Annotated in this window: 22 protein-coding genes and 1 tRNA gene; 16 read left to right on the top strand and 7 right to left on the bottom strand. The window is 56.0% G+C overall.

The window, feature by feature from the left end; genetic code table 11:
- Position 1 precedes the first annotated feature (1 nt).
- The 4 genes from BLU89_RS03915 to BLU89_RS03900 form a co-directional block, all read right to left on the bottom strand.
- Positions 2–877: a branched-chain amino acid ABC transporter permease gene (locus BLU89_RS03915; RefSeq protein ID WP_074734614.1), complete on the bottom strand. Its 876-nt coding sequence runs from the start codon at positions 875–877 to the stop codon at positions 2–4.
- Positions 878–919: 42 nt separating this feature from the next.
- A complete protein-coding gene (locus BLU89_RS03910) occupies positions 920–1,948 on the bottom strand; it encodes an alcohol dehydrogenase catalytic domain-containing protein (protein ID WP_074736369.1) in 1,029 nt (342 codons plus the stop codon).
- Positions 1,949–2,158: 210 nt separating this feature from the next.
- On the bottom strand, positions 2,159–2,713 hold the full coding sequence (locus tag BLU89_RS03905) for a hypothetical protein (protein ID WP_074734613.1): 555 nt from the start codon (positions 2,711–2,713) through the stop codon (positions 2,159–2,161).
- 201 nt (positions 2,714–2,914) lie between these two features.
- Positions 2,915–3,004 (bottom strand) — tRNA-Ser (locus tag BLU89_RS03900).
- Positions 3,005–3,127: 123 nt separating this feature from the next.
- Here BLU89_RS03900 and BLU89_RS03895 point away from each other — a divergent pair.
- The 9 genes from BLU89_RS03895 to BLU89_RS03855 all read left to right on the top strand — a co-directional run bounded on the left by BLU89_RS03895 (position 3,128) and on the right by BLU89_RS03855 (position 10,573).
- The gene (locus BLU89_RS03895) at positions 3,128–3,961 is read left to right on the top strand and encodes a DUF2059 domain-containing protein (protein ID WP_083347671.1); all 834 of its coding nucleotides are present in this window, start codon (positions 3,128–3,130) and stop codon (positions 3,959–3,961) included.
- Entirely contained in the window at positions 3,961–4,767 is an 807-nt protein-coding gene (locus tag BLU89_RS03890) for a DUF2059 domain-containing protein (protein WP_074734610.1), read from the top strand. The genes BLU89_RS03895 and BLU89_RS03890 overlap by 1 nt, the downstream gene beginning before the upstream one ends.
- A gap of 210 nt (positions 4,768–4,977) precedes the next feature.
- Positions 4,978–5,592, top strand: a complete 615-nt coding sequence (locus BLU89_RS03885) for a 50S ribosomal protein L21 (protein ID WP_074734608.1) — start codon at positions 4,978–4,980, stop codon at positions 5,590–5,592.
- 11 nt (positions 5,593–5,603) lie between these two features.
- Positions 5,604–5,873, top strand: coding sequence for a 50S ribosomal protein L27 (gene rpmA, locus BLU89_RS03880; protein WP_074734607.1), 270 nt, complete (start codon positions 5,604–5,606; stop codon positions 5,871–5,873).
- Positions 5,874–5,968: 95 nt separating this feature from the next.
- Entirely contained in the window at positions 5,969–6,577 is a 609-nt protein-coding gene (locus BLU89_RS03875; RefSeq protein WP_074734605.1) for a LysE family translocator, read from the top strand.
- Positions 6,574–7,110: a GNAT family N-acetyltransferase gene (locus BLU89_RS03870; protein ID WP_074734603.1), complete on the top strand. Its 537-nt coding sequence runs from the start codon at positions 6,574–6,576 to the stop codon at positions 7,108–7,110. The genes BLU89_RS03875 and BLU89_RS03870 overlap by 4 nt, the downstream gene beginning before the upstream one ends.
- A gap of 37 nt (positions 7,111–7,147) precedes the next feature.
- Positions 7,148–8,182, top strand: coding sequence for a GTPase ObgE (gene obgE / locus BLU89_RS03865; RefSeq protein ID WP_074734601.1), 1,035 nt, complete (start codon positions 7,148–7,150; stop codon positions 8,180–8,182).
- Complete coding sequence (proB, locus tag BLU89_RS03860; RefSeq protein ID WP_074734599.1) at positions 8,170–9,276, top strand: glutamate 5-kinase; 1,107 nt, start codon at positions 8,170–8,172, stop codon at positions 9,274–9,276. Before obgE ends, proB begins: the two co-directional genes overlap by 13 nt.
- A 34-nt stretch (positions 9,277–9,310) precedes the next feature.
- Positions 9,311–10,573 carry a glutamate-5-semialdehyde dehydrogenase gene (locus BLU89_RS03855; protein WP_074734597.1) on the top strand — a complete coding sequence of 421 codons (1,263 nt, stop codon included), beginning with the start codon at positions 9,311–9,313 and terminating at the stop codon, positions 10,571–10,573.
- Here the strand turns inward: BLU89_RS03855 and BLU89_RS03850 are convergent.
- Positions 10,570–11,166 carry a histidine phosphotransferase family protein gene (locus BLU89_RS03850; RefSeq protein WP_074734595.1) on the bottom strand — a complete coding sequence of 199 codons (597 nt, stop codon included), beginning with the start codon at positions 11,164–11,166 and terminating at the stop codon, positions 10,570–10,572. The two genes, BLU89_RS03855 and BLU89_RS03850, sit on opposite strands and share 4 nt — an antisense overlap.
- Positions 11,167–11,208: 42 nt before the next feature.
- Between BLU89_RS03850 and BLU89_RS03845 the strand changes: the two genes are divergently transcribed.
- The 5 genes from BLU89_RS03845 (at position 11,209) to tsf (ending at position 15,013) form a co-directional block, all read left to right on the top strand.
- Positions 11,209–11,391 carry a DUF3553 domain-containing protein gene (locus BLU89_RS03845; protein ID WP_074734593.1) on the top strand — a complete coding sequence of 61 codons (183 nt, stop codon included), beginning with the start codon at positions 11,209–11,211 and terminating at the stop codon, positions 11,389–11,391.
- A 106-nt stretch (positions 11,392–11,497) separates the two neighbouring features.
- The gene (olsB, locus tag BLU89_RS03840; RefSeq protein ID WP_074734591.1) at positions 11,498–12,253 is read left to right on the top strand and encodes an L-ornithine N(alpha)-acyltransferase; all 756 of its coding nucleotides are present in this window, start codon (positions 11,498–11,500) and stop codon (positions 12,251–12,253) included.
- Between the two features lie 4 nt (positions 12,254–12,257).
- Positions 12,258–13,094, top strand: a complete 837-nt coding sequence (gene olsA, locus BLU89_RS03835) for a lyso-ornithine lipid O-acyltransferase (RefSeq protein ID WP_074734589.1) — start codon at positions 12,258–12,260, stop codon at positions 13,092–13,094.
- A gap of 166 nt (positions 13,095–13,260) precedes the next feature.
- Positions 13,261–14,061: a 30S ribosomal protein S2 gene (gene rpsB / locus BLU89_RS03830; RefSeq protein WP_074734587.1), complete on the top strand. Its 801-nt coding sequence runs from the start codon at positions 13,261–13,263 to the stop codon at positions 14,059–14,061.
- A gap of 76 nt (positions 14,062–14,137) precedes the next feature.
- Positions 14,138–15,013: a translation elongation factor Ts gene (tsf, locus tag BLU89_RS03825; protein WP_074734586.1), complete on the top strand. Its 876-nt coding sequence runs from the start codon at positions 14,138–14,140 to the stop codon at positions 15,011–15,013.
- Positions 15,014–15,389: 376 nt separating this feature from the next.
- Here the strand turns inward: tsf and BLU89_RS03820 are convergent, their stop codons facing one another.
- Together BLU89_RS03820 and aroQ are read right to left on the bottom strand one after the other, a co-directional pair.
- The gene (locus BLU89_RS03820) at positions 15,390–16,142 is read right to left on the bottom strand and encodes an autoinducer binding domain-containing protein (protein ID WP_074734584.1); all 753 of its coding nucleotides are present in this window, start codon (positions 16,140–16,142) and stop codon (positions 15,390–15,392) included.
- On the bottom strand, positions 16,139–16,588 hold the full coding sequence (gene aroQ / locus BLU89_RS03815; protein ID WP_074734582.1) for a type II 3-dehydroquinate dehydratase: 450 nt from the start codon (positions 16,586–16,588) through the stop codon (positions 16,139–16,141). Before aroQ ends, BLU89_RS03820 begins: the two co-directional genes overlap by 4 nt.
- Positions 16,589–17,006: 418 nt before the next feature.
- Between aroQ and BLU89_RS03810 the strand changes: the two genes are divergently transcribed.
- Both BLU89_RS03810 and BLU89_RS03805 read left to right on the top strand, forming a co-directional pair.
- Complete coding sequence (locus BLU89_RS03810; protein WP_074734580.1) at positions 17,007–17,825, top strand: SDR family NAD(P)-dependent oxidoreductase; 819 nt, start codon at positions 17,007–17,009, stop codon at positions 17,823–17,825.
- Positions 17,826–17,852: 27 nt separating this feature from the next.
- A complete protein-coding gene (locus BLU89_RS03805) occupies positions 17,853–18,884 on the top strand; it encodes a phosphotransferase family protein (protein WP_074734578.1) in 1,032 nt (343 codons plus the stop codon).
- Positions 18,885–18,912 lie beyond the last annotated feature (28 nt).

Here is an 18,912-nt window from a genome sequence, read left to right as displayed (position 1 = left end):
GTCAGACCTTTTTGACGCGCACTTGGCTGAACAGCCCGTGCGGACGAAAGATCAAAACGGCCAGTAACAGTGCATAGGGTGCGATCTGGCTGTAGCCGGCGGCGATGTAGCGGCTGGCGAAGGGCTCAATTACACCAACGATCAGACCTCCGGCCAATGCGCCAGGCAGGCTGCCGAACCCACCAATCACCGCAGCTGCAAATGCCTTGATTCCAAGCAAGCCAGTTGTGGGATCAACGGACCCCTTGGCAGCAAACAATATTCCGGCGATCCCGGCGACAACGCCCGCCAAAGCCCAGATGAAACCCTGAACGCGTTTGACCGGGATACCCATGTAATATGCCGCCAACTGGTTCTGAGACGCGCCCTGCATGGCGAGCCCCAGCTTGGTCTTGCTGAAGAACACATAAAGACCCCAAGTCAGCAGGACGGTGACGACAATAACCGCGATATCCTCCAACCCCAGCACAAGCCCACCGAACCGGATTTCCTTTCCGGCCAGAGGGTTCTGCAATGTCTGCGGCTCATGCCCCCAGATCAGCCCGGCGGCAAACCGGATCACAAACCCCAAAGCGATGGTCAGGATCACAACGGCAGTCTGGCTTTCGCCAAACAGGCGGCGGATGATCAGCCGATCAACCAGATACCCCAGCCCCCCCATGATCCCCAGCGAGATCGGCAGCGCTAGCCAGAAGGGAAGGCCCATATATTCGGTATTGGTCAGACCGATGGTGACAAACGCACCCAGCATCATGAAGTCGCCTTGCGCGAAATTTACCGCCTCGGTCGCTTTGTAAATCAGAACAAAGCCAAGTGCGATCAGGCCGTAGACGCAGCCATTCGCCAGCCCGCTGATCAGCAGCTGTGCGTTATCCAATCTCACCCTCCCTCAGCCGGTTACCTCCGGCGCTTTGTTCTACTATGGCGTGATAATTACCTTGCCGTCACTCTTTTTCAGAGCGTCTGCCAGACCTTGCACCACGTCGCGCAGGGTAAGCCGTTCAGATATGTCAGTTTTCCAGCGTCCATCGGCAAAGCGTGCCTGCACTTCGGCAACCACGCGCAACTGATCGGCGGGTGGGGTCTCCATCATCCAGCGCGTCAGCCAGAACCCCTCGATCTGTTTACTCATAAAGATCAGCTGTCCCATCTGGGTCAGCTTTGGCAATTCCGAGCTGAGTTTACCGTAACACACCCAGCGCGCACCGTTGGGCATCGCGCAAAATATCTGTTCCGAAAGCTGGTCGGCTACCGCATCAAGAAAGACCCGAGGCTTCAGATTAGCGCTAATGTCAGCGAACTGCCTGGCGGCGTCGGGGTCACCGGTCACCAAAACCTCTGCCGCGCCCAGGCTTATCAGCGTATCGACTGTATCGGCTCGGCGCACCAACGCGATCGGCTTCAGGCCAAGATCCCGTCCAAGGCTGCACATCAGCTTACCCAACTGACTGGTAGCAGCAGAAACCACAAAAGCATCACCGACATCTCGCGCAATATCGACCATCGCCATGGCGGTCAGCGGGTTTACGATCTGCGCAGCGCCGTCTTCGTCTGAGATATCAGGCCGTAACGGAATACACATCTGCGCCTGTGCCACGACATACTCGGCCCAGGCACCTGCGCCTGCGGCCACGAACGCAACCCGCTGACCCTGCAACGCTTCCGCTCCGGCGCCGGTGGCAACGACGTCACCACATCCCTCGAAACCGGCTGCAGTGCCTTTGACCCGGGGTTGACCATATTCGCCTTTGATAAAGTGGATATCGGAAGGGTTGACCGAGGCTGTGCGCAATTGGATCAACACTTGGCCCGGTCCTGGGCTTGGCAATGGCACCTCAGCTTCCGCCAGCCAATCCGAGGCGGTTTCTAGGGTGGGGCCCGTCGCAGTTCCGGAATATCCGTCATGCGTCTGAACAACTGCAAACATGGTGTCAGGCAAATTGGTCATCATACGATCCTTCTTAGATGCAAGTTCAGCACAAGACCGTTAACGGAACAATGTAACTCTCTGACAAACGATCTGAAATTTGGAACTCAATTCCACAACGGCAATCAAATGAGACGTGTGCTGTCAATCAGATATTGCCGCATGATCACGGAAATCGCGCGATGCCCGGTTGGGATGAACCAGCCCGCAAGGGGCTGGTTCCAGTTTTGTTTATTGCTGCGTCAGCAAATTGCGCAGGTCCTGAATCTTTTCGACAATCAGCTCAGGTGAAGCTTTGATGTCGTCAATAATCTTTAGGGCCTGTGTTTTGATTTCCTGAGTCAGCGTGCTGTCCTGAACAGATGCGACCATGGCGTCATAGTCGAAATTCTGCGCGGTCAACGTACCGTCCTGAACCCAGGAATTGAACAATTCCTGCCCCTGACCCGCAAGTGCAGCAACCTGATCGCCGGCTTCCGAGGCTGCGTCAGTGGCTTGCTCGGTCAAGGATGCCGCAGCGTCGCTGGCCTGTTCCGAGACCGAAGATGCAGCTTCAGTGGCCTGATCCGCCACCGACGACGCAGCTTCGGATGCTTGTTCGGTCGCCGCATCGACCGCATCGCTTGCGGCCTCTTGCACGGCTGAGGCCGCCTCACCAACCGCTTCCGAGGCTTCTTCCGCAGCTGATTGAAGCTGTTCTGCGGGTGTGGGATCTGGTTTCGTGGCAAAATAATAGGCGCCAGCACCGACTACGGCGATAGCTACGATAAGCAATAGACGCGACATTGAGTGTCTCCTTCAAATGATGTGTCGCCGAGATGGCGGTAAAATACTCCAATGCCAAGGGGAAAACCCGTGAATTTAAAACACATTCCGGGTTTAAGCCACACTGCGCTGATTGGCGCGTAGGCAGTGGCAACATCATGCCATCTCGGGTCAATGCTGTGGCCGAAAGGTCAAAACTGCCTTGAAGGATTGAAAGTTTTGTGGCGGAGAGACAGGGATTCGAACCCTGGGTGGGCTTGCACCCACAACGGTTTTCGAGACCGCCCCGTTCGACCACTCCGGCACCTCTCCGCGGGGGTCTGTGAGGGGGGGATTTAGTGAGGAACGGGCAGGGGTGCAAGCAGAAAATTCGGGAATTCGATGATCCCGGGATTTTCCATTGCCAGAGACCAGAAAACACCTAGGCTGATAAGTATGACCTACTACATACGCCAGTTCGCCTTCGGCCTCATTCTCGCGCTTGCAGCCTTGGCGCCGCCGTCGCAAGCCGCCAGCCGAGATCAGATAGAAGCTTTTCTGACCACAACCGGGTTTGACGTCGCACTTGAGAGCATTGCACAGGCCTCTGCCTCGGCTCCGCAGATGCTGGGGGTTGATCCCGATGGATTCGGGTCGGATTGGGCGCGGCTGACCGAAGAGGTGTTCGATACCGCACTGATGCACGAAACCGCCGTATCAATCCTTGAGCAGACGCTCAGCGACGAAACGCTGACCCATGCGGTGTCCTTCTATGCCTCTGAACTGGGGCAAAGACTGGTTGTTGCGGAAAACGCGGCTCATATGGATGACGATGATGACGCCAAGCAACTTGCCGGACAGGAAATCATTTCGAACTTGATCAAGGATGGATCATCCCGTGTAGAGAGTCTGAAACGGATGAACCGAGCCGTTGACGCAAGCGGGACTTCGCTGCGAGCGCTGCAGGAGATTCAGGTAAGGTTTTTGCTGGCGGCGAGTGCGTCTGGCATCATTGACCTTCAGCTCAGCGCGGACAAGTTGCGAGAAATGATGCGCCATAACGAAGCCGACATGCGTCGGGCGCTGCAACTGTCAGCCTTGGCTGGGGCGGCCTATACCTATCAGGACTTCTCGGACGAGGATGTTGACGCCTATGTCGTGGCGCTGGAACAACCTCTGATGCAAGAGGTGTACGAGCTGCTGAACGCCATCCAGTACGAGATCATGGCCATGCGGTTCGAAGTGCTGGCGACGCGTATGGCTGAGTTACGTCCGGCACAGGATATCTGATGCGGATTCTGGCCACTGCAGTTGCCCTGATCATCTGGGTCGTCCCGTTGGCGGCAGAAGAAAATGCTGACCGCCTGATGAGCGCCATGCACGTGTCGGACTTCATGGAAATTCTGAGTGACGAGGGCGTAGCACAGGGTCTTGTGATGAATGAGGCGATGCTGGGCGGTTCAGGAGGGTCATATTTTCAGGCGCAAGTTGAGGATCTGTACGATCCAGAGGCCATGCACCGGCAACTCTCTCAGTCGGTTGGGCGCTTGATGACTGATGCCCAGTTGGAGCAGGCATCAATCTTTTTTGAAAGCGATCTGGGGCAAAGCATCGTTTCACTGGAGAACTCGGCGCGACGAGCGATTACAGATGAAGCGATCGAGGAAATGGCGCGCACCGCCTACAAACAAGCGAGCCGTGAAGATGTGTTCTTTCGATTGGTGGATGAATATGTTCAGGTCAATGACCTGATTGAAAAGAATGTCGAAGGTACGCTGAGCGCAGACTACAGCTTCTATAGGGGTCTTGCTTCGGGGCAGAATGATACGATCGACGAGGCCTCGGTTCTAGAGGAATTGTTGTCTCAGCATGAACATACCACGGCGGAAACGACCGAATGGATGTATTCCTTTCTTCTTTTGGCGTATCAGCCTTTGAACGAATCCCAGATGCGCGAGAATATTGCCTTTTCGCGTACCGATGCCGGGCAGGCCTTGAATACGGCTTTGTTCAAGAGTTTTGACGAGATGCTCAACAGCATTTCGTTTCAGCTTGGGCAAGCCGTTGCGCAGGCGATGCGGGCCTCGGAACTTTAGCGCTGGTTTATGGTTGACTTTCGACCCCCATGCTTGGATAAGCACGCATCCCGGCCGGTTTTCTGCGCCGGGTATCGTTATTCTTTGACCTGATGCCATTGCGCTGAGGGTCATTCACACGGCCCGAAAAGGGCGCGCTGTTCGAGGTGGCGTAAGCCGGTAACACCCATTCGGGGACCACAGAACGCGGTTTAGACAAAGGAAAGACGCATGTTTGCGGTCCTCAAGACTGGCGGCAAGCAGTACAAAGTTCAGGCGGGTGATATCCTCCGCGTTGAAAAATTGGCTGCCGACGCAGGTGAAAAAGTTCAATTCAACGATGTTCTGATGCTGGGCGGTGACGCTCCGGTTGTTGGTGCACCTTTCGTTGAAGGCGCAGGCGTACAGGCCGAAGTGATCGAACAGATCAAAGGTGACAAGGTCATCAAATTCGTCAAGCGCCGTCGTAAGCACAGCTCGAAGCGTACCGTTGGCCACCGTCAGAAACTGACACTGGTCAAGATCACCGACATCCTGTCGTCGGGCGCTGACAAGTCGGGCATCAAAGTTGCAACCGGCTCGGCTCCGGCTGGCGAAGCTGTTCCGGCGGCGAAAAAGCCTGCCAAGAAAACTGCAGCCAAAGCAGAGGCACCCGCCGCTGTTGCTGCTGACGATCTGACCGCGCTGACTGGTGTAGGCCCTGCCGCCGCCAAGAAGCTGAATGAGGCCGGTATCGAGAGCTTTGCTGCTCTGGCCGCCTTGTCGGACGAACAGATTGCTGCTATCGAAACGGTCAAAGTGAAACCCGAATGGGTTGAGCAGGCCAAAGAGCTGGCTCAAGGCTAAGGAGAGAGAGAATGGCACATAAAAAAGCTGGCGGTTCCTCCCGTAACGGTCGCGACTCAGCGGGTCGCCGCCTTGGCGTGAAACTATATGGTGGCCAGGCCGCCATCCCGGGCAACATCATCGTGCGTCAGCGCGGCACCAAGTTCTGGCCGGGCGAAGGCGTAGGCATGGGCAAAGATCACACAATCTTTGCAACTGTCGATGGCGCCGTAAAGTTCCACAAGGGACTTAAAAACCGCACCTTCATTTCGGTCCTGCCAGTGGCGGAGGCCGCAGAGTAAGCCGAAACCCAGAAGGTTTAATAAAAATTCATGGGGGACCGGCACAAAGTGCCGGTCCCTTTTTTGTTTTAACGCAGTCGTGATCCAACGCTCAGATGACAGTCGCAACCACCAGTTTCCTGATTTTTGCCGCCTCGCAGGTTGGCACACCGGGACCAGCCAACATGGTTCTGCTGGGTACAGGTGCGCGCTATGGCTTTCGGGCGGCGCTGCCCTTTGTGGGTGGGGTCATTCTGGGTAAGCAGTTGATCATCTGGCCGGTTGGTTTCGGTCTGATGCAGGTGGCCGATCAGGCACCGCTGGTGTTCGAGGCTTTAAAATACGCTTCAGCCGCCTATATTTGCTGGCTCGCATGGAAGATTGCCAATTTGCGGCTGTCACGCGGCCATGCAGAAGGTGACGTTCCAGGGTTTTGGGCGGGCTTGATTGTCCACCCTTTAAACCCCAAGGCATGGGCGATGATTATCGCGGGTTTCACCGGGTTTGTTGCTGCAGGGACCCCTAGTTTCGAGGCGACTCTCACGATCGCTCTCTGTTTGTTGATCTGCCAGATCGTATTGCACCCGATCTGGACATTTGCAGGAGATCGGATTGCCCATGTGGTTGAAGGTCGGCCTGCGGAAAAATATCTGATGTGGACGTTAGCCAGTTTGACAGTTGCGTCCGTACTTTTTGTGTTGTTCGGAGGAGGAGCGCACTTATGAAACTTGAGGCAATAATAAATCAGCCGGTCATTGAAACCGAGCGGTTCGACCTGCGCCCTCTGCGCCGGTCGGATATGGGACTGATCGAGCATTATGCAGGCGATGAGCGCGTTGCGCGCATGACGACATCGATCCCGTATCCTTTACCACCGGGCACAATAGATGCGTTTGTGACGCGTGCGATGGCCGATGACCGAGACGAAGATGTCTGGGCCATGGATGCCATCAAAGATGGTGGACCGGAGCTGATCGGCCTGATTTCACTGACACGGCTAGATCGCAATCAATCCGAGGTCGGCTATTGGGTTGCTCCGGTGTATTGGAATACCGGCATCGCGTCGTTGGCTGTCGAGACGCTGGTTCTTGCCAACCCGCTGGAGAACTCCTCGATGTTCGCCAGCGTGTTTCAGGACAATCCCGCTTCGGCCCGGGTGCTGACCCATTGCGGGTTCCAGTATCTTGGTGATGCCGAAATCTATTCAGTGGCGCGCGATGCGAATGTGCCCACCTGGACATATACAAAGAAACTCTGACTTGTGGCCGATGGGGCCTTTGCAGTAGGGGACACACATGAAATTTCTCGATCTTGCAAAGGTCTACATCCGGTCCGGGGCCGGAGGTGGCGGTTGCGTCAGCTTCAGGCGCGAAAAGTACATTGAATATGGCGGTCCCGATGGCGGCGACGGCGGTAAAGGCGGATCGGTCTGGGTCGAGGTCGTGGATGGGCTGAACACCCTGATCGACTTCCGGTACCAGCAGCATTTCTTTTCCAAGAACGGCCAGCCCGGTCGCGGCCAGCAGCGCACCGGCAAGGATGGTGACGACATCATTCTGCGCGTGCCGGTGGGCACCGAGATTCTGGATGAAGACCAAGAAACCGCGATTTGTGACCTGACCGAGGTCGGGCAGCGGATCTTGTTGGCCAAAGGTGGCAATGGCGGGTTTGGCAACCTGCATTTTAAATCCGCAACCAATCAAGCGCCGCGCCGTGCCAATCCGGGACAGGCGGGGATTGATCGCACCATTTGGTTGCGGCTGAAGCTGATTGCAGATGTTGGTCTGTTGGGGATGCCTAACGCCGGTAAATCAACCTTTCTGGCCACAACGTCCAATGCGCGACCGAAGATTGCGGACTACCCGTTTACCACACTGCACCCGAATCTTGGGGTTGTTGGCGTGGACAATGTGGAGTTTGTTGTTGCCGACATTCCCGGCCTGATTGAAGGCGCGCATGAGGGGCGTGGTATCGGAGATCGCTTCCTTGGCCATGTCGAACGTTGCGCCGTTCTGCTGCATCTGGTCGACGGCACTTCCGAAACTGTGGCCGATGACTATCGCACCATCATTCACGAGCTTGAAGCCTATGGCGGAGAGTTGGCGGACAAGCCGCGCATCACCGTTCTAAACAAGGTCGATGCGTTGGATGAGGAAGAACGAGAACAGGCCAGGGGCGAATTGGAGCAGGCCGTTGGTGGGCCGGTCATGATCATGTCAGGTGTGGCGCATCTCGGCGTGACAGAGGTTCTTCGCGCATTGCGGGCTCAGATCGATGAAAACCGTCTGAGGCAAAAACCCACCGAGGAGGCGGAGTCTTGGCAACCCTGACGACCGCAAGCCGCATGGTGGTCAAGATCGGGTCCGCCTTGTTGGTAGACCGGAACACAGGCCAATTGCGGTTGGAATGGTTGCAATCGTTAGCGCAGGATGTGGCCTGGTTGAAGGGGCAGGGGACAGATGTCATCCTGGTGTCTTCGGGTTCGATCGCGCTTGGGCGTGGCGTTCTGGGATTGCCGATGCAGACCCTTCCGCTTGAGCAATCTCAAGCCGCTGCGGCGGTTGGTCAGATCCGGTTGGCTCGCGCCTATGAAGAAGCATTGACACCGCATGATATCACGACCGCGCAAGTTCTGGTGACGCTGGAAGACAGCGCGGATCGCCGACGATATCTGAACTCTCGCGCGACGCTTGAGACATTGCTGGGGTTGGGCGTTGTGCCAATCGTGAACGAGAACGATACGGTTGCGACCGATGAAATCAGATACGGTGACAATGACCGATTGGGGGCACAGATTGCAGTGACGGTCGGCGCGGATCAATTGATCTTGCTGTCGGATGTAGACGGATTTTACTCCGGCAACCCAACCGAGGATGCGACCGCCACGCGCTATGATGTCATCGAACAGATCACTCCCGAGATTGAAGCAATGGCCGGTGATGCGGGGTCGGGTCTGTCCAAGGGCGGCATGAAGACCAAGCTGCTGGCCGCCAAGATGGCGACGGCTGCCGGATGTGCCATGGCGATCACCGAAGGGTCACCCCTGAACCCGCTCAAAGCGCTTGAGAAAGGCGCAAACTGCACCTGGTTCACTGCAACACTTGATCCGCACGCCGCCCGGAAACGCTGGATATCGGCCATGAAACCGCGTGGCGAGATATTGATTGATGACGGTGCGGTTACCGCTCTGACGAACGGCAAAAGCCTTCTGCCTGTTGGAATTGTCGATGTGACTGGCGAGTTCGGACGCGGTGACCCGGTTACAATCCTCGACGCCGCAGCCCGACCTCTGGCGCAAGGGCTTAGCCGCTATACGGCTTATGAGGCCAACGCGATCAAAGGGCGCAAATCTTCCGAAATTGAGGCGACCTTGGGCTATCCGGGCCGTGCGGTGTTGATTCATCGCGACGATCTAGCGCTGTGATAGATTAGAAAAGACCACCTGAAAGGCATATGAGATGAAAGATTTCGACAGCATTCCCAGCCTGATGGACGATCTTGGTAAGCGCGCCAAAGGGGCCGCGCGCGAATTGGCCTTTGCAAGTGCCGAACGTAAACACGCTGCTCTGATCGCTGCAGCCGATGCCGTCTGGGCCAATCGCGCTGGGATCATCGAAGCAAACCAGAAAGATCTGGAATTCGGTCGCGACAAAGGCCTGAGCCCGGCCATGATGGATCGTCTGATGCTGGACGAGTCGCGTGTACAGGGAATGGTGGACGGGTTGCGCTCAGTCGCGGATCAGGCCGATCCGGTGGGTGAAGTGCTGACGGAATGGGACATGCCCACGGGCCTCAATATTCAGCGTGTGCGCACACCCTTGGGTGTGATCGGGGTGATCTACGAAAGCCGCCCCAACGTGACGGCAGATGCCGGCGCTTTGTGTCTGAAGTCCGGCAATGCCGTGATCCTGCGAGGAGGTTCCGAGAGCTTTCATTCGTCAACAGCCATTCATGCTTGCCTTGTTGCAGGGTTGAAGGACGCCAACCTGCCCGAGGACGCCATTCAACTGATCCCGACGCGAGATCGCGCAGCGGTGCAAGAGCTTTTGACGATGACGGACTATGTTGACGTCATTGTCCCGCGCGGCGGCAAAGGACTGGTAGGGTTGGTCCAGCGCGAGGCGCGGGTTCCCGTATTCGCTCACCTTGAAGGCATCGTTCACATCTACGTCGACAAGGCTGCCGACCCTCAGAAGACGCTGGATGTGGTGCTGAATGCCAAGACACGACGCACCGGTATCTGTGGCGCCGCCGAGTGTCTGCTGGTGCATCAGGACGTGGCCGAAGGGCTTGGGCGCGACCTCGTGGCGGCCCTTCAGGCGGCGGGTGTTGAGGTTCATGCACAGGGCATTCTGGCCAATGACAGAACAATCCCGGCCACGGATGAGGACTGGGGCAAAGAGTTTCTGGATAGCATCATCGCTGCCAGACCCGTCGCTGATATCGATGAGGCAATTGCGCATATCAGCCGGTATGGTTCAAGCCATACAGATTGTATCATGACTGAGGATACGGCCGCCGCCGCGCAGTTCTTTGAACGCCTCGATAGCGCGATCCTGATGCATAATGCCTCAACCCAATTCGCCGATGGCGGAGAATTTGGTATGGGGGCCGAGATCGGTATTGCGACGGGCAAGATGCACGCACGTGGTCCGGTCGGGGCGGCACAGCTGACCAGCTTCAAGTATCTGGTGCGTGGGAACGGAACGACGCGCGCTTAAAAACGCAGCATGACCTGGGTCGAGGCGGTCTCTGCTGCAACCCGGCGACTCATTGTCGATGCGGTGTTGGGCAGCAGTGCGAACTGTACCTGAGCGGGGTTCAACTTGTCGGCAAACCGCCCCGTTGCAACCCCTGCCCACAGACCGGTATCGATGTTCATCTTGTCCGCCTTACCGGTCACAGTCCAAGCGGCGCCCAGGGCCTCTATATCCACCTCGCCGCCAAACGGCATCGCGCTTTCGCAGCACATCACCGCAAGGAATGCGAGCTTTACCTGATTGCGCGGCACGGGCTCGGTCAGGTTCCAGTTGATCCGGACCCGGCCTGCACGCTCTACATCCCTGAGAAGCTCAACGACCTCGGAGCGTCCCAGAGGTTGGTCGCTGGCCGGCCCGAAAGCCACGCGGAAAAACCGTATCCGGGCCCCGGCACTGCCGACGCTTCCGGAAATCAACTCCATTTCCGGACCTTGGACCGTGCCAACCATCTCCAACAGCTCAAGCCCGTTGGTGATTGCCCCAATCGGGCTGATCAGATCATGACAGATCCGAGAGCCGATCAGTTCGGCCAGGTTGACGTCTGAAGCGCCCATGCGTACCTCCTGCTGTATCTGCCACAGGACCCGGAGCCCAACATGACAGATTTGAATGCCATTCTTGCACCGGGCATGTATGTCCGCCACCCTGATTTCCCCGATTGGGGCGTTGGACAGGTGCAGTCCAACATCGGAGGCAAGATTACCGTTAACTTTCGCGAGCAGGGGAAAGTGGTAATCGACGGAACACGCATAGCCCTGATGCCGATCTTTGATCCGTGAAACTGGTTTAGGAAAGGTTAACAACTCAGGTGAATCCTGGGCTAGTTGCCTTTCTCCGCGCAATCGCGCTATCTGCGCGCAACCACAAACAACGGACCATTCTTTGATGCCGGACACAGGCCCCTCATTCACCGTAAAACTGGCTGAAACCGAGGCCGAGCAGCGCGCGGCCCAGCGTCTGCGCTATGATGTCTTTGTGCGCGAACTCGGCGGCGGTGGTGAGATGGTGGACCATGAGGCCGGGCTCGAGAAAGACCGGTTCGATCCGTTTTTCGATCATATGCTGGCCATTGACGATTCAACGGGCAAGGTTATCGGCGTATATCGATTGCTTCCCGGTGAGCGAGCGGCTGAGTTGGGGCAGTTCTATTCCGAGGATGAATACGATCTCACCGTCCTGAAGCAAAGCGGGCGTAAACTGCTGGAACTTGGTCGTTCTTGTGTGCATCCTGATTACCGTGGTGGCACCGCGATGTATCATCTGTGGAATGGGCTGGCAGCCTACGTCACGGAACGCGATATTGAGGTCCTGTTCGGCGTCGCCAGCTTTCATGGCATTGATGTCCAGGAGCTGGCGCAACCGCTGTCGATGCTGCATCACAACCATCTGGCCCCTACGGATTTGAGGGTTAGGGCACAGCCGGACGTGTTCCAACCCATGGACCTTATGCCCGTCGATGCACTGGATCGACGCGTGGCAATGGTGCAGGTGCCATCGCTGATCAAGGCCTACCTTCGCCTGGGCGGATTCGTGGGCGAGGGGGCCTTTATCGATCATGCCTTCAACACAACCGACGTGTGCCTGATCCTCGACACCGCACGCATGAACGAGCGTCAGCGGCGTATATACAGCGGAGCGTAACTCGGTGAGCGATCCCTCATGGCAGAGCGAAGACGAACCTGATCCAATCGAGCTTGGTGTTTCAGGCTGGATACTGGTGTTTTTGCGCGGTGTTCCTCTGGCAGTCCTTGTTTTTGGAGGTTTGATCGCTCTGTTGGCGATACGCCTGATCGAACGCCCATTGTTCGGCGTTCAGCGTCCGGTTACGCCGTACATCTCTCAATTCGTATGCCGCAATGCGTTCAGAATCCTCGGGATCGGGTTTTGCAGTTCTGGGGAATTGATGCAGGAACGTGGCGCAGTGGTGGCCAACCATACATCATGGCTGGACATTTTCGCGCTAAATGCCCGCAAACGCGTTTACTTTGTCTCGAAAGCCGAGGTCGCAAAATGGCCGGGGATCGGCTGGCTGGCGCAGGCAACTGGTACGGTTTTTATTGAGCGAAATCCCCAAAAAGCCCGAGAACAGACCCTAATATTCGAAAAGCGCCTGAAAGCTGGACATAAGTTGCTGTTTTTCCCGGAGGGCACATCGACCGATGGGTTGCGTGTTTTACCATTTAAAACAACGCTCTTTGCCGCGTTCTTTACAGATGAACTGCGAGATATCATGTATGTGCAGCCTGTTTCGGCCATCTTTCATGCACCAGTGGGGCAGCCTGACCGTTTTTACGGTTGGTGGGGCGATATGGAGTTCGGGCCGCATCTACTCAAGACTTTGGGTGCGCGGCGACAAGGCAAGGTTGAGTTGATATACCATGTGCCAGCCAAGGTCAGCGACTTTGAAAACCGCAAAGCTCTGGCGGCACATTGCGAGCAGGCCGTGCGCCACGCTCACAGCTTGATCCGACTTGAAAAATAAGGGCATTTGACCCTTGCACTGTCTCAAATCCTGCCGTATACGCGCGCCATTAAAACCCGCAGGCGGGGTTTGGGCTTTATAGGGGAGACATCCTTATCTGGCCCGCCGGTTGGAGCATCCGCTTCTTTCACCCCCGCCGAGGCGTAAACCGGAAAAGGAAAATAGCATGGCTCTTCCCGAGTTCACCATGCGTCAGCTGCTGGAAGCTGGCGTTCACTTTGGTCACCAGACACAGCGTTGGAATCCCCGCATGGGCCCGTTCATCTACGGCTCGCGCAATGGCATCCACATCATGGACCTGACCCAGACCGTTCCGATGCTGGACCAGGCTCTGCAGGCCGTTCGTGACACCGTTGCAAAAGGTGGCCGCGTTCTGTTCGTCGGCACCAAGCGTCAGGCGGCTCAGCCGATCGCTGAAGCGGCTGAAAAGTCGGCTCAGTACTATATGAACCACCGTTGGCTGGGCGGCACGCTGACCAACTGGAAAACCGTTTCCCAGTCGATCAACCGTTTGAACCAGATCGACGAAGCGATGGAATCGGGCGCCGAAGGCCTGACCAAGAAAGAGCGTCTGGGCATGGAGCGTGACCAGGGCAAGCTGCAGTCTTCGCTGGGCGGTATCCGCGAGATGGGCGGTGTTCCTGATCTGCTGTTCGTCATCGACGTTAAGAAAGAAGCACTGGCCATCGCCGAAGCCAACAAACTGGGTATTCCGGTTGTGGCCGTGGTTGACACCAACTGCTCGCCCGACGGCGTTGACTACATCATCCCCGGCAACGACGACGCTGCTCGTGCAATCTCGTTGTATTGCGATCTGGCCGCACGTGCTGCTCTGGACGGTATGACCGCGCAGATGGGTGCAGCAGGCGTTGACCTGGGTGCATTCGAAGAAGCTCCGGTTGAAGAAGTCGTTGCAGAAGAAGCACCTGCAGAAGCAGCGGCGGCGGAAACCAAAGCCGAAGCGTAAGCTGCCCGTCACGTAATTGACATATGGGGCAGGGTAGACCTGCCCCAATTCCGTTTGAATTGAGGAGAGCCAAAAGATGGCAATCACAGCAGCAATGGTTAAAGAACTGCGCGACTCGACCGGCGCAGGCATGATGGACGCGAAAAAAGCGCTGACCGAAACCGGTGGCAACATGGACGAAGCCGTTGACTGGCTGCGTACCAAAGGTCTGGCCAAAGCAGCCAAGAAATCGGGCCGTACCGCGGCAGAAGGTCTGGTGGCCGTTCACGTAAACGGTGGCAACGGCGTTGCTGTCGAAGTGAACTCGGAAACCGACTTTGTTGCGAAGAACGCCGATTTCCAGGAAATGGTTGGCAAGATCGCATATGCCGCCGAAGGCGTCGACAATGTCGAAGCACTGCTGGCTGCTGACCTGGGCGGCAAAAACGTTGCAGACACCCTGACAGACAAGATCGCCACCATTGGCGAAAACATGTCGGTGCGCCGTATGGCTAAACTGTCCGGTGATACCGTGGTTTCCTATGTCCACAACGCGGCCACCAACGGCATGGGTAAAATCGGCGTACTGGTTGCTCTTTCGGGTGGTGACGAAGCCATCGGCAAACAGGTTGCAATGCATATCGCAGCGCAGAACCCAGCCGCCCTGTCCGAAGCAGACATGGATCCGGCCGTTGTCGAGAAAGAGAAGCAGGTTCAGATGGACATTGCCCGCGAATCCGGAAAGCCGGAGCAGGTGATCGAAAAGATGATCGTTGGTCGCATGAAGAAATTTGTGGCTGAATCAACTCTGCTGAACCAAGCGTTTGTTGTGAATCCTGACCTGACCGTCGAAGCAGCGGCTAAAGAAGCAGGCGCTACCATCACTGGTTTTGTCCGTTTGGAAGTAGGTGAAGGCATCGTCGTCGAGAAAGAAGACTTTGCGGCCGAGGTTGCCAAAGCAGCCCAAGGCTAAGTGTTCTAATGCAGCCTCGTTGCGGGACTGCACATGACAATATACCCGGTTGCGTTGCGCAGCCGGGTTTTTTTGTACCTATACGCCAGCGAAAGCGCGGCGTTCAACAATTGGACAAAGGTGTTGGATTGAGGGGCCCCGCATGATGGGGATGGAAGGGCCCCTCAAAAATTCCGACAGAAAGACGCGGACGAATAGGCGCCTCAGAGTCAGAGCGACCAGAGAGCTTTGGTATCGCAAAGATCCGATCAAAATGTTCCCTGGCTAAAGCCACCACTCACGGAACAATACCAACTTGCAATTTTAGAGAGAGATTCGGAAAGTCATGTATTCCTTACCCTAGGTCAATTTGACGCAAGTTAGCGTCAAATTAGGGTCATGCTTCCATCACAAACATCTGATTCTGTAGTGCGGCTTTGAGTACGGCCTGTGCGGTTGTTTCAACCGAAAGCGCCTCACGTGCCAAACGAAGATGTTTTTCGACGGTTGCCGCTGTCAGTCCCATCAGCAAAGCGATGTCCTGTGTGGTTTTCCCATCACCTACCCATTGCAGAGCTTCACGCTGACGTTTTGTCAGGGCACGGTTCGGAGCGTTATAGGGCAGGGTCAGGATCTTCAGATGAGCAACATTGTTCATCAGCAAGATATCCTCGCCATGTTTTTTCCAAACCTCGTCCATCTCTTCCTGGCTGTTGTTACGTGCCGCCAGCGAGATCGCGCCTTTGGAACGCATCGAGACAGAGTTGAAACTGACCGTATAACCGACTGTAACTCCACGTGATTTGTTGAAATCAAAAACTCTGCGTTCTTCGGGCGACATAACACCACTGGACATCATATCCTGGATCATGCTCCAACTTGCCGCCCCTTCATTGTTCAGTGCCCATTTCAGCATCGGGGCATGAAAATAGAGACCAGATTGAAGGAAACCATCCAGATATTCGGTGCAATGATTGGTCAGGATCACGAAGTCTTCGGGGTCGCCCAATGACGTCGCTGTCCGGTACTGTGTGTACCCATACAGCAGCCGATCGAAGCCGAACTTTTCCATCTGGCGGCTATGTGCGTCCCACAACTCTTCCAGCGTTTTTGTGTAGCTCAGAAAACTCAGATATTCCTTGAGGTTCATCCCGCGCCCCTCTCAGCCAAATAAGCGGCAAGGGCGTTTAGGGCCAGAACATAGCTTTGGGCGCCGAAACCGCAGATCTGTCCAATGGCGACAGGTGCAATATGGGATTTGTGCCGAAACTCCTCACGAGCATGGATGTTAGACAGGTGAACCTCGACCACTGGCACTTCGGCCGAGGAAATAGCATCCATCAGCGCGACCGAGGTGTGTGTGAATGCGCCCGCGTTCAGCACGATCCCGTCTTGCTTGCCCCGTGCGGCATGGATTGCGTCAATCAGTGTGCCTTCGTGATTGGACTGGAGATGGCTAACATTCTGATCCAGAGTTTTGCCATGTGAGGTGCACAGATCTTCGATCATCTTTAAAGTCGTCGCGCCATAGACCTCGGGTTGCCGCGTACCAAGCAAATTCAGGTTCGGGCCATTCAGAACCAGGATATTGTGCATCTTCAAACTGTCCCCATCTTCCTTTTTTCATAAACCCGAATTTCCGGGGCGTCTAGCCGCCTTCGCTCTTATGGGTAGAGCTGTGTTGCCACATATTGGCCTACGGGTTCTGCCTAGAGTGTAAAACTCTTCACATATCGGCAATTTAGTTCACAACCATACCGAGAGTTCATGCGGGCCTAACGTGGGCTTGACCAGAATTTCCGTTGGACAAACTCATCAGTCCTGAGTTTCAGCGCGGACAGCGAGACCCGCTAAAAGCCTCAAGGTCGTCTGGTTTGACGCGGAGTAATGTCCGAATGTCTTCTACTTGTCCCTTGCTTCGGTTGAGTTGAAGTCGTTGGATTGAAGGCAAGCATTGCCACAATGACGACCTGGCAGGTTCCACAGCGACAAATTCAATCCGAAAGGGGATTTAATGACGCCCGAGACACTATTTTCACTCAGTGGCAAGACTGCGTTGGTGACAGGCGGTGCCACTGGTATCGGTCGTATGGCCGCCGAAGCGATGGTGCGCGCCGGAGCTCATGTACTGGTCGCCTCGCGCAAGGGACAGGCGTGTGAGGCAACCGCAGCTGAATTGAACGCCCTGGATGCGCCGGGATCTGCCGAAGGTTTTGCGGGTGACCTAAGTGATGAGGCAGGGATTGATGCATTGGTTGATGAGGTTAGTAAGCGTTCGCAATCGCTTGAAATCTTGATGAATAACGCGGGTGCTACCTGGGGTGCGCCGATGGGTCAGTTTCCCTATGCCGCATGGAACAAGGTCATGTCCGTCAATGTTGCGGGAATTTTTGATCTGACCCAAAAACTGCTGCCGCTGCTGATGAAGTCCGCATCCGATGATGACCCTGCGCGCGTTATCAACGTAGGTTCGGTTATGGGTGAAGTCCCAATGGGCGATGGAGCCTATAGCTATTCTGCGTCAAAGGCGGCAGTGATTCACCTGTCGAAAATCATGGCTAAGGAACTGGCGCCCTATCGGGTTACGGTAAATGCGCTGGCTCCGGGGCCGTTCGTGTCGCGCATGACAGCGTTTGCAACCGAAGACGAAACCAAGCGCGAGCGCGTGGGTAAGGGTGTACCGCTGGGCCGGGTGGGTCGCGCCGATGATATCGCCGGTTGTATGTTGTTCCTGTGTGGCCGTGGGGGTAGCTATATCACCGGAGCGGTTTTGCCTGTTTCCGGTGGGATCAATGTGCAGACCGCCGGCAATATTTTTTCTGATGCTCTTTAGCTGCTGTACTAAACACAGGTGGCCCAGATGACCAGAGCAGATAATTCTTTGGATATTAATGCGGTAGATGCTTATCTGAAAGCGAATCTTGAGGGATATCGCGGCCCGCTTGAAGCTACAAAGTTCGCTCTGGGCCAGTCCAATCCAACCTATTTGTTGCGCACCCCGGACCAAGCTTTTGTGCTGAGACGCAAGCCGCCCGGAACCTTACTGAAATCCGCCCACGCGGTGGATCGGGAATTTCGCGTGCAAGCCGCGCTTGCCAATAGCAGTGTACCGGTTCCACAAATGTATATTCTATGCGAGGACGATGGCGTCATAGGCTCTGCCTTCTACGTGATGGAGCATTTGCAGGGGCGCACGTTTGTCGATCCGGTCATGAAGGGTGAGAACAACGCCACGCGCGCCGGGGTGCTGGATCAGATGAACCGTGTGCTGGCCGACCTGCATACGGTCGATATCGACGCTGTGGGTCTTTCGGACTACGGCCCCCCCGGCAACTATTTCGAACGTCAGATAGCCCGCTGGACCAAGCAATACCGCGCCTCGGAAACCAACAAGATCAGAGAAATGGACCAGTTGATTTCGATGCTTGAGCAACAGGTCCCCGAGGATGACAACCAAAGGACGCTGGTTCATGGGGACTATCGCATCGACAACCTGATGTTCGAAACGAATGATACCGCCTGTATAGGGGTTCTGGATTGGGAGTTATCGACCATCGGTCACCCCTATGCAGATCTCGCCGCTGTTATCATGCAATGGCAACTCCCTCCCGGAAGAGAAGGCCGGGGGCTGGCGGGCGTGGACCGGGCTAGTCTCGGGCTGCCGTCTGATCAGGCGTTCATAGCTGATTATTGCGCACGTCGCGGTCTTGCAGGGGTTGATAATTTCGGTTTTTACCTCGCCTTCAACTTTTTCCGGATGGCCGGCATTCTGCAGGGCGTCTATAAGCGTGCGCTGGATGGAAACGCGTCAGACCCGGCCCGCGCACGGGCGTTTGGCGCCTATGTTCCAATCTTTGCGCAAAACGGCCTGTCTGCGCTGGAAAGGGCGTAAGGGGAAATCTCCGGCGCTTATATCAATT

The organism is Ruegeria halocynthiae (assembly GCF_900106805.1).
Classification (GTDB): domain Bacteria; phylum Pseudomonadota; class Alphaproteobacteria; order Rhodobacterales; family Rhodobacteraceae; genus Ruegeria; species Ruegeria halocynthiae.
Note: the sequence above shows the minus strand (reverse complement) of the source record. Positions and strands in the feature narration are given on the sequence as shown.

Bases quoted from the DNA above. Each gene is read 5' to 3' on its own strand.
- BLU89_RS03910 (WP_074736369.1), bottom strand. From the start codon at position 1,948: ATGACCAATTTGCCTGACACCATGTTTGCAGTTGTTCAGACGCATGAC.
- rpsB (WP_074734587.1), top strand. From the start codon at position 13,261: ATGGCTCTTCCCGAGTTCACCATGCGTCAGCTGCTGGAAGCTGGCGTT.
- BLU89_RS03890 (WP_074734610.1), top strand. From the start codon at position 3,961: ATGCGGATTCTGGCCACTGCAGTTGCCCTGATCATCTGGGTCGTCCCG.
- BLU89_RS03845 (WP_074734593.1), top strand. From the start codon at position 11,209: ATGACAGATTTGAATGCCATTCTTGCACCGGGCATGTATGTCCGCCAC.
- BLU89_RS03850 (WP_074734595.1), bottom strand. From the start codon at position 11,166: ATGGGCGCTTCAGACGTCAACCTGGCCGAACTGATCGGCTCTCGGATC.
- obgE (WP_074734601.1), top strand. From the start codon at position 7,148: ATGAAATTTCTCGATCTTGCAAAGGTCTACATCCGGTCCGGGGCCGGA.
- tsf (WP_074734586.1), top strand. From the start codon at position 14,138: ATGGCAATCACAGCAGCAATGGTTAAAGAACTGCGCGACTCGACCGGC.
- rpmA (WP_074734607.1), top strand. From the start codon at position 5,604: ATGGCACATAAAAAAGCTGGCGGTTCCTCCCGTAACGGTCGCGACTCA.
- BLU89_RS03885 (WP_074734608.1), top strand. From the start codon at position 4,978: ATGTTTGCGGTCCTCAAGACTGGCGGCAAGCAGTACAAAGTTCAGGCG.
- BLU89_RS03810 (WP_074734580.1), top strand. From the start codon at position 17,007: ATGACGCCCGAGACACTATTTTCACTCAGTGGCAAGACTGCGTTGGTG.
- BLU89_RS03855 (WP_074734597.1), top strand. From the start codon at position 9,311: ATGAAAGATTTCGACAGCATTCCCAGCCTGATGGACGATCTTGGTAAG.
- olsB (WP_074734591.1), top strand. From the start codon at position 11,498: ATGCCGGACACAGGCCCCTCATTCACCGTAAAACTGGCTGAAACCGAG.
- BLU89_RS03905 (WP_074734613.1), bottom strand. From the start codon at position 2,713: ATGTCGCGTCTATTGCTTATCGTAGCTATCGCCGTAGTCGGTGCTGGC.
- BLU89_RS03875 (WP_074734605.1), top strand. From the start codon at position 5,969: ATGACAGTCGCAACCACCAGTTTCCTGATTTTTGCCGCCTCGCAGGTT.
- BLU89_RS03820 (WP_074734584.1), bottom strand. From the start codon at position 16,142: ATGAACCTCAAGGAATATCTGAGTTTTCTGAGCTACACAAAAACGCTG.
- BLU89_RS03870 (WP_074734603.1), top strand. From the start codon at position 6,574: ATGAAACTTGAGGCAATAATAAATCAGCCGGTCATTGAAACCGAGCGG.
- aroQ (WP_074734582.1), bottom strand. From the start codon at position 16,588: ATGCACAATATCCTGGTTCTGAATGGCCCGAACCTGAATTTGCTTGGT.
- BLU89_RS03895 (WP_083347671.1), top strand. From the start codon at position 3,128: ATGACCTACTACATACGCCAGTTCGCCTTCGGCCTCATTCTCGCGCTT.
- BLU89_RS03805 (WP_074734578.1), top strand. From the start codon at position 17,853: ATGACCAGAGCAGATAATTCTTTGGATATTAATGCGGTAGATGCTTAT.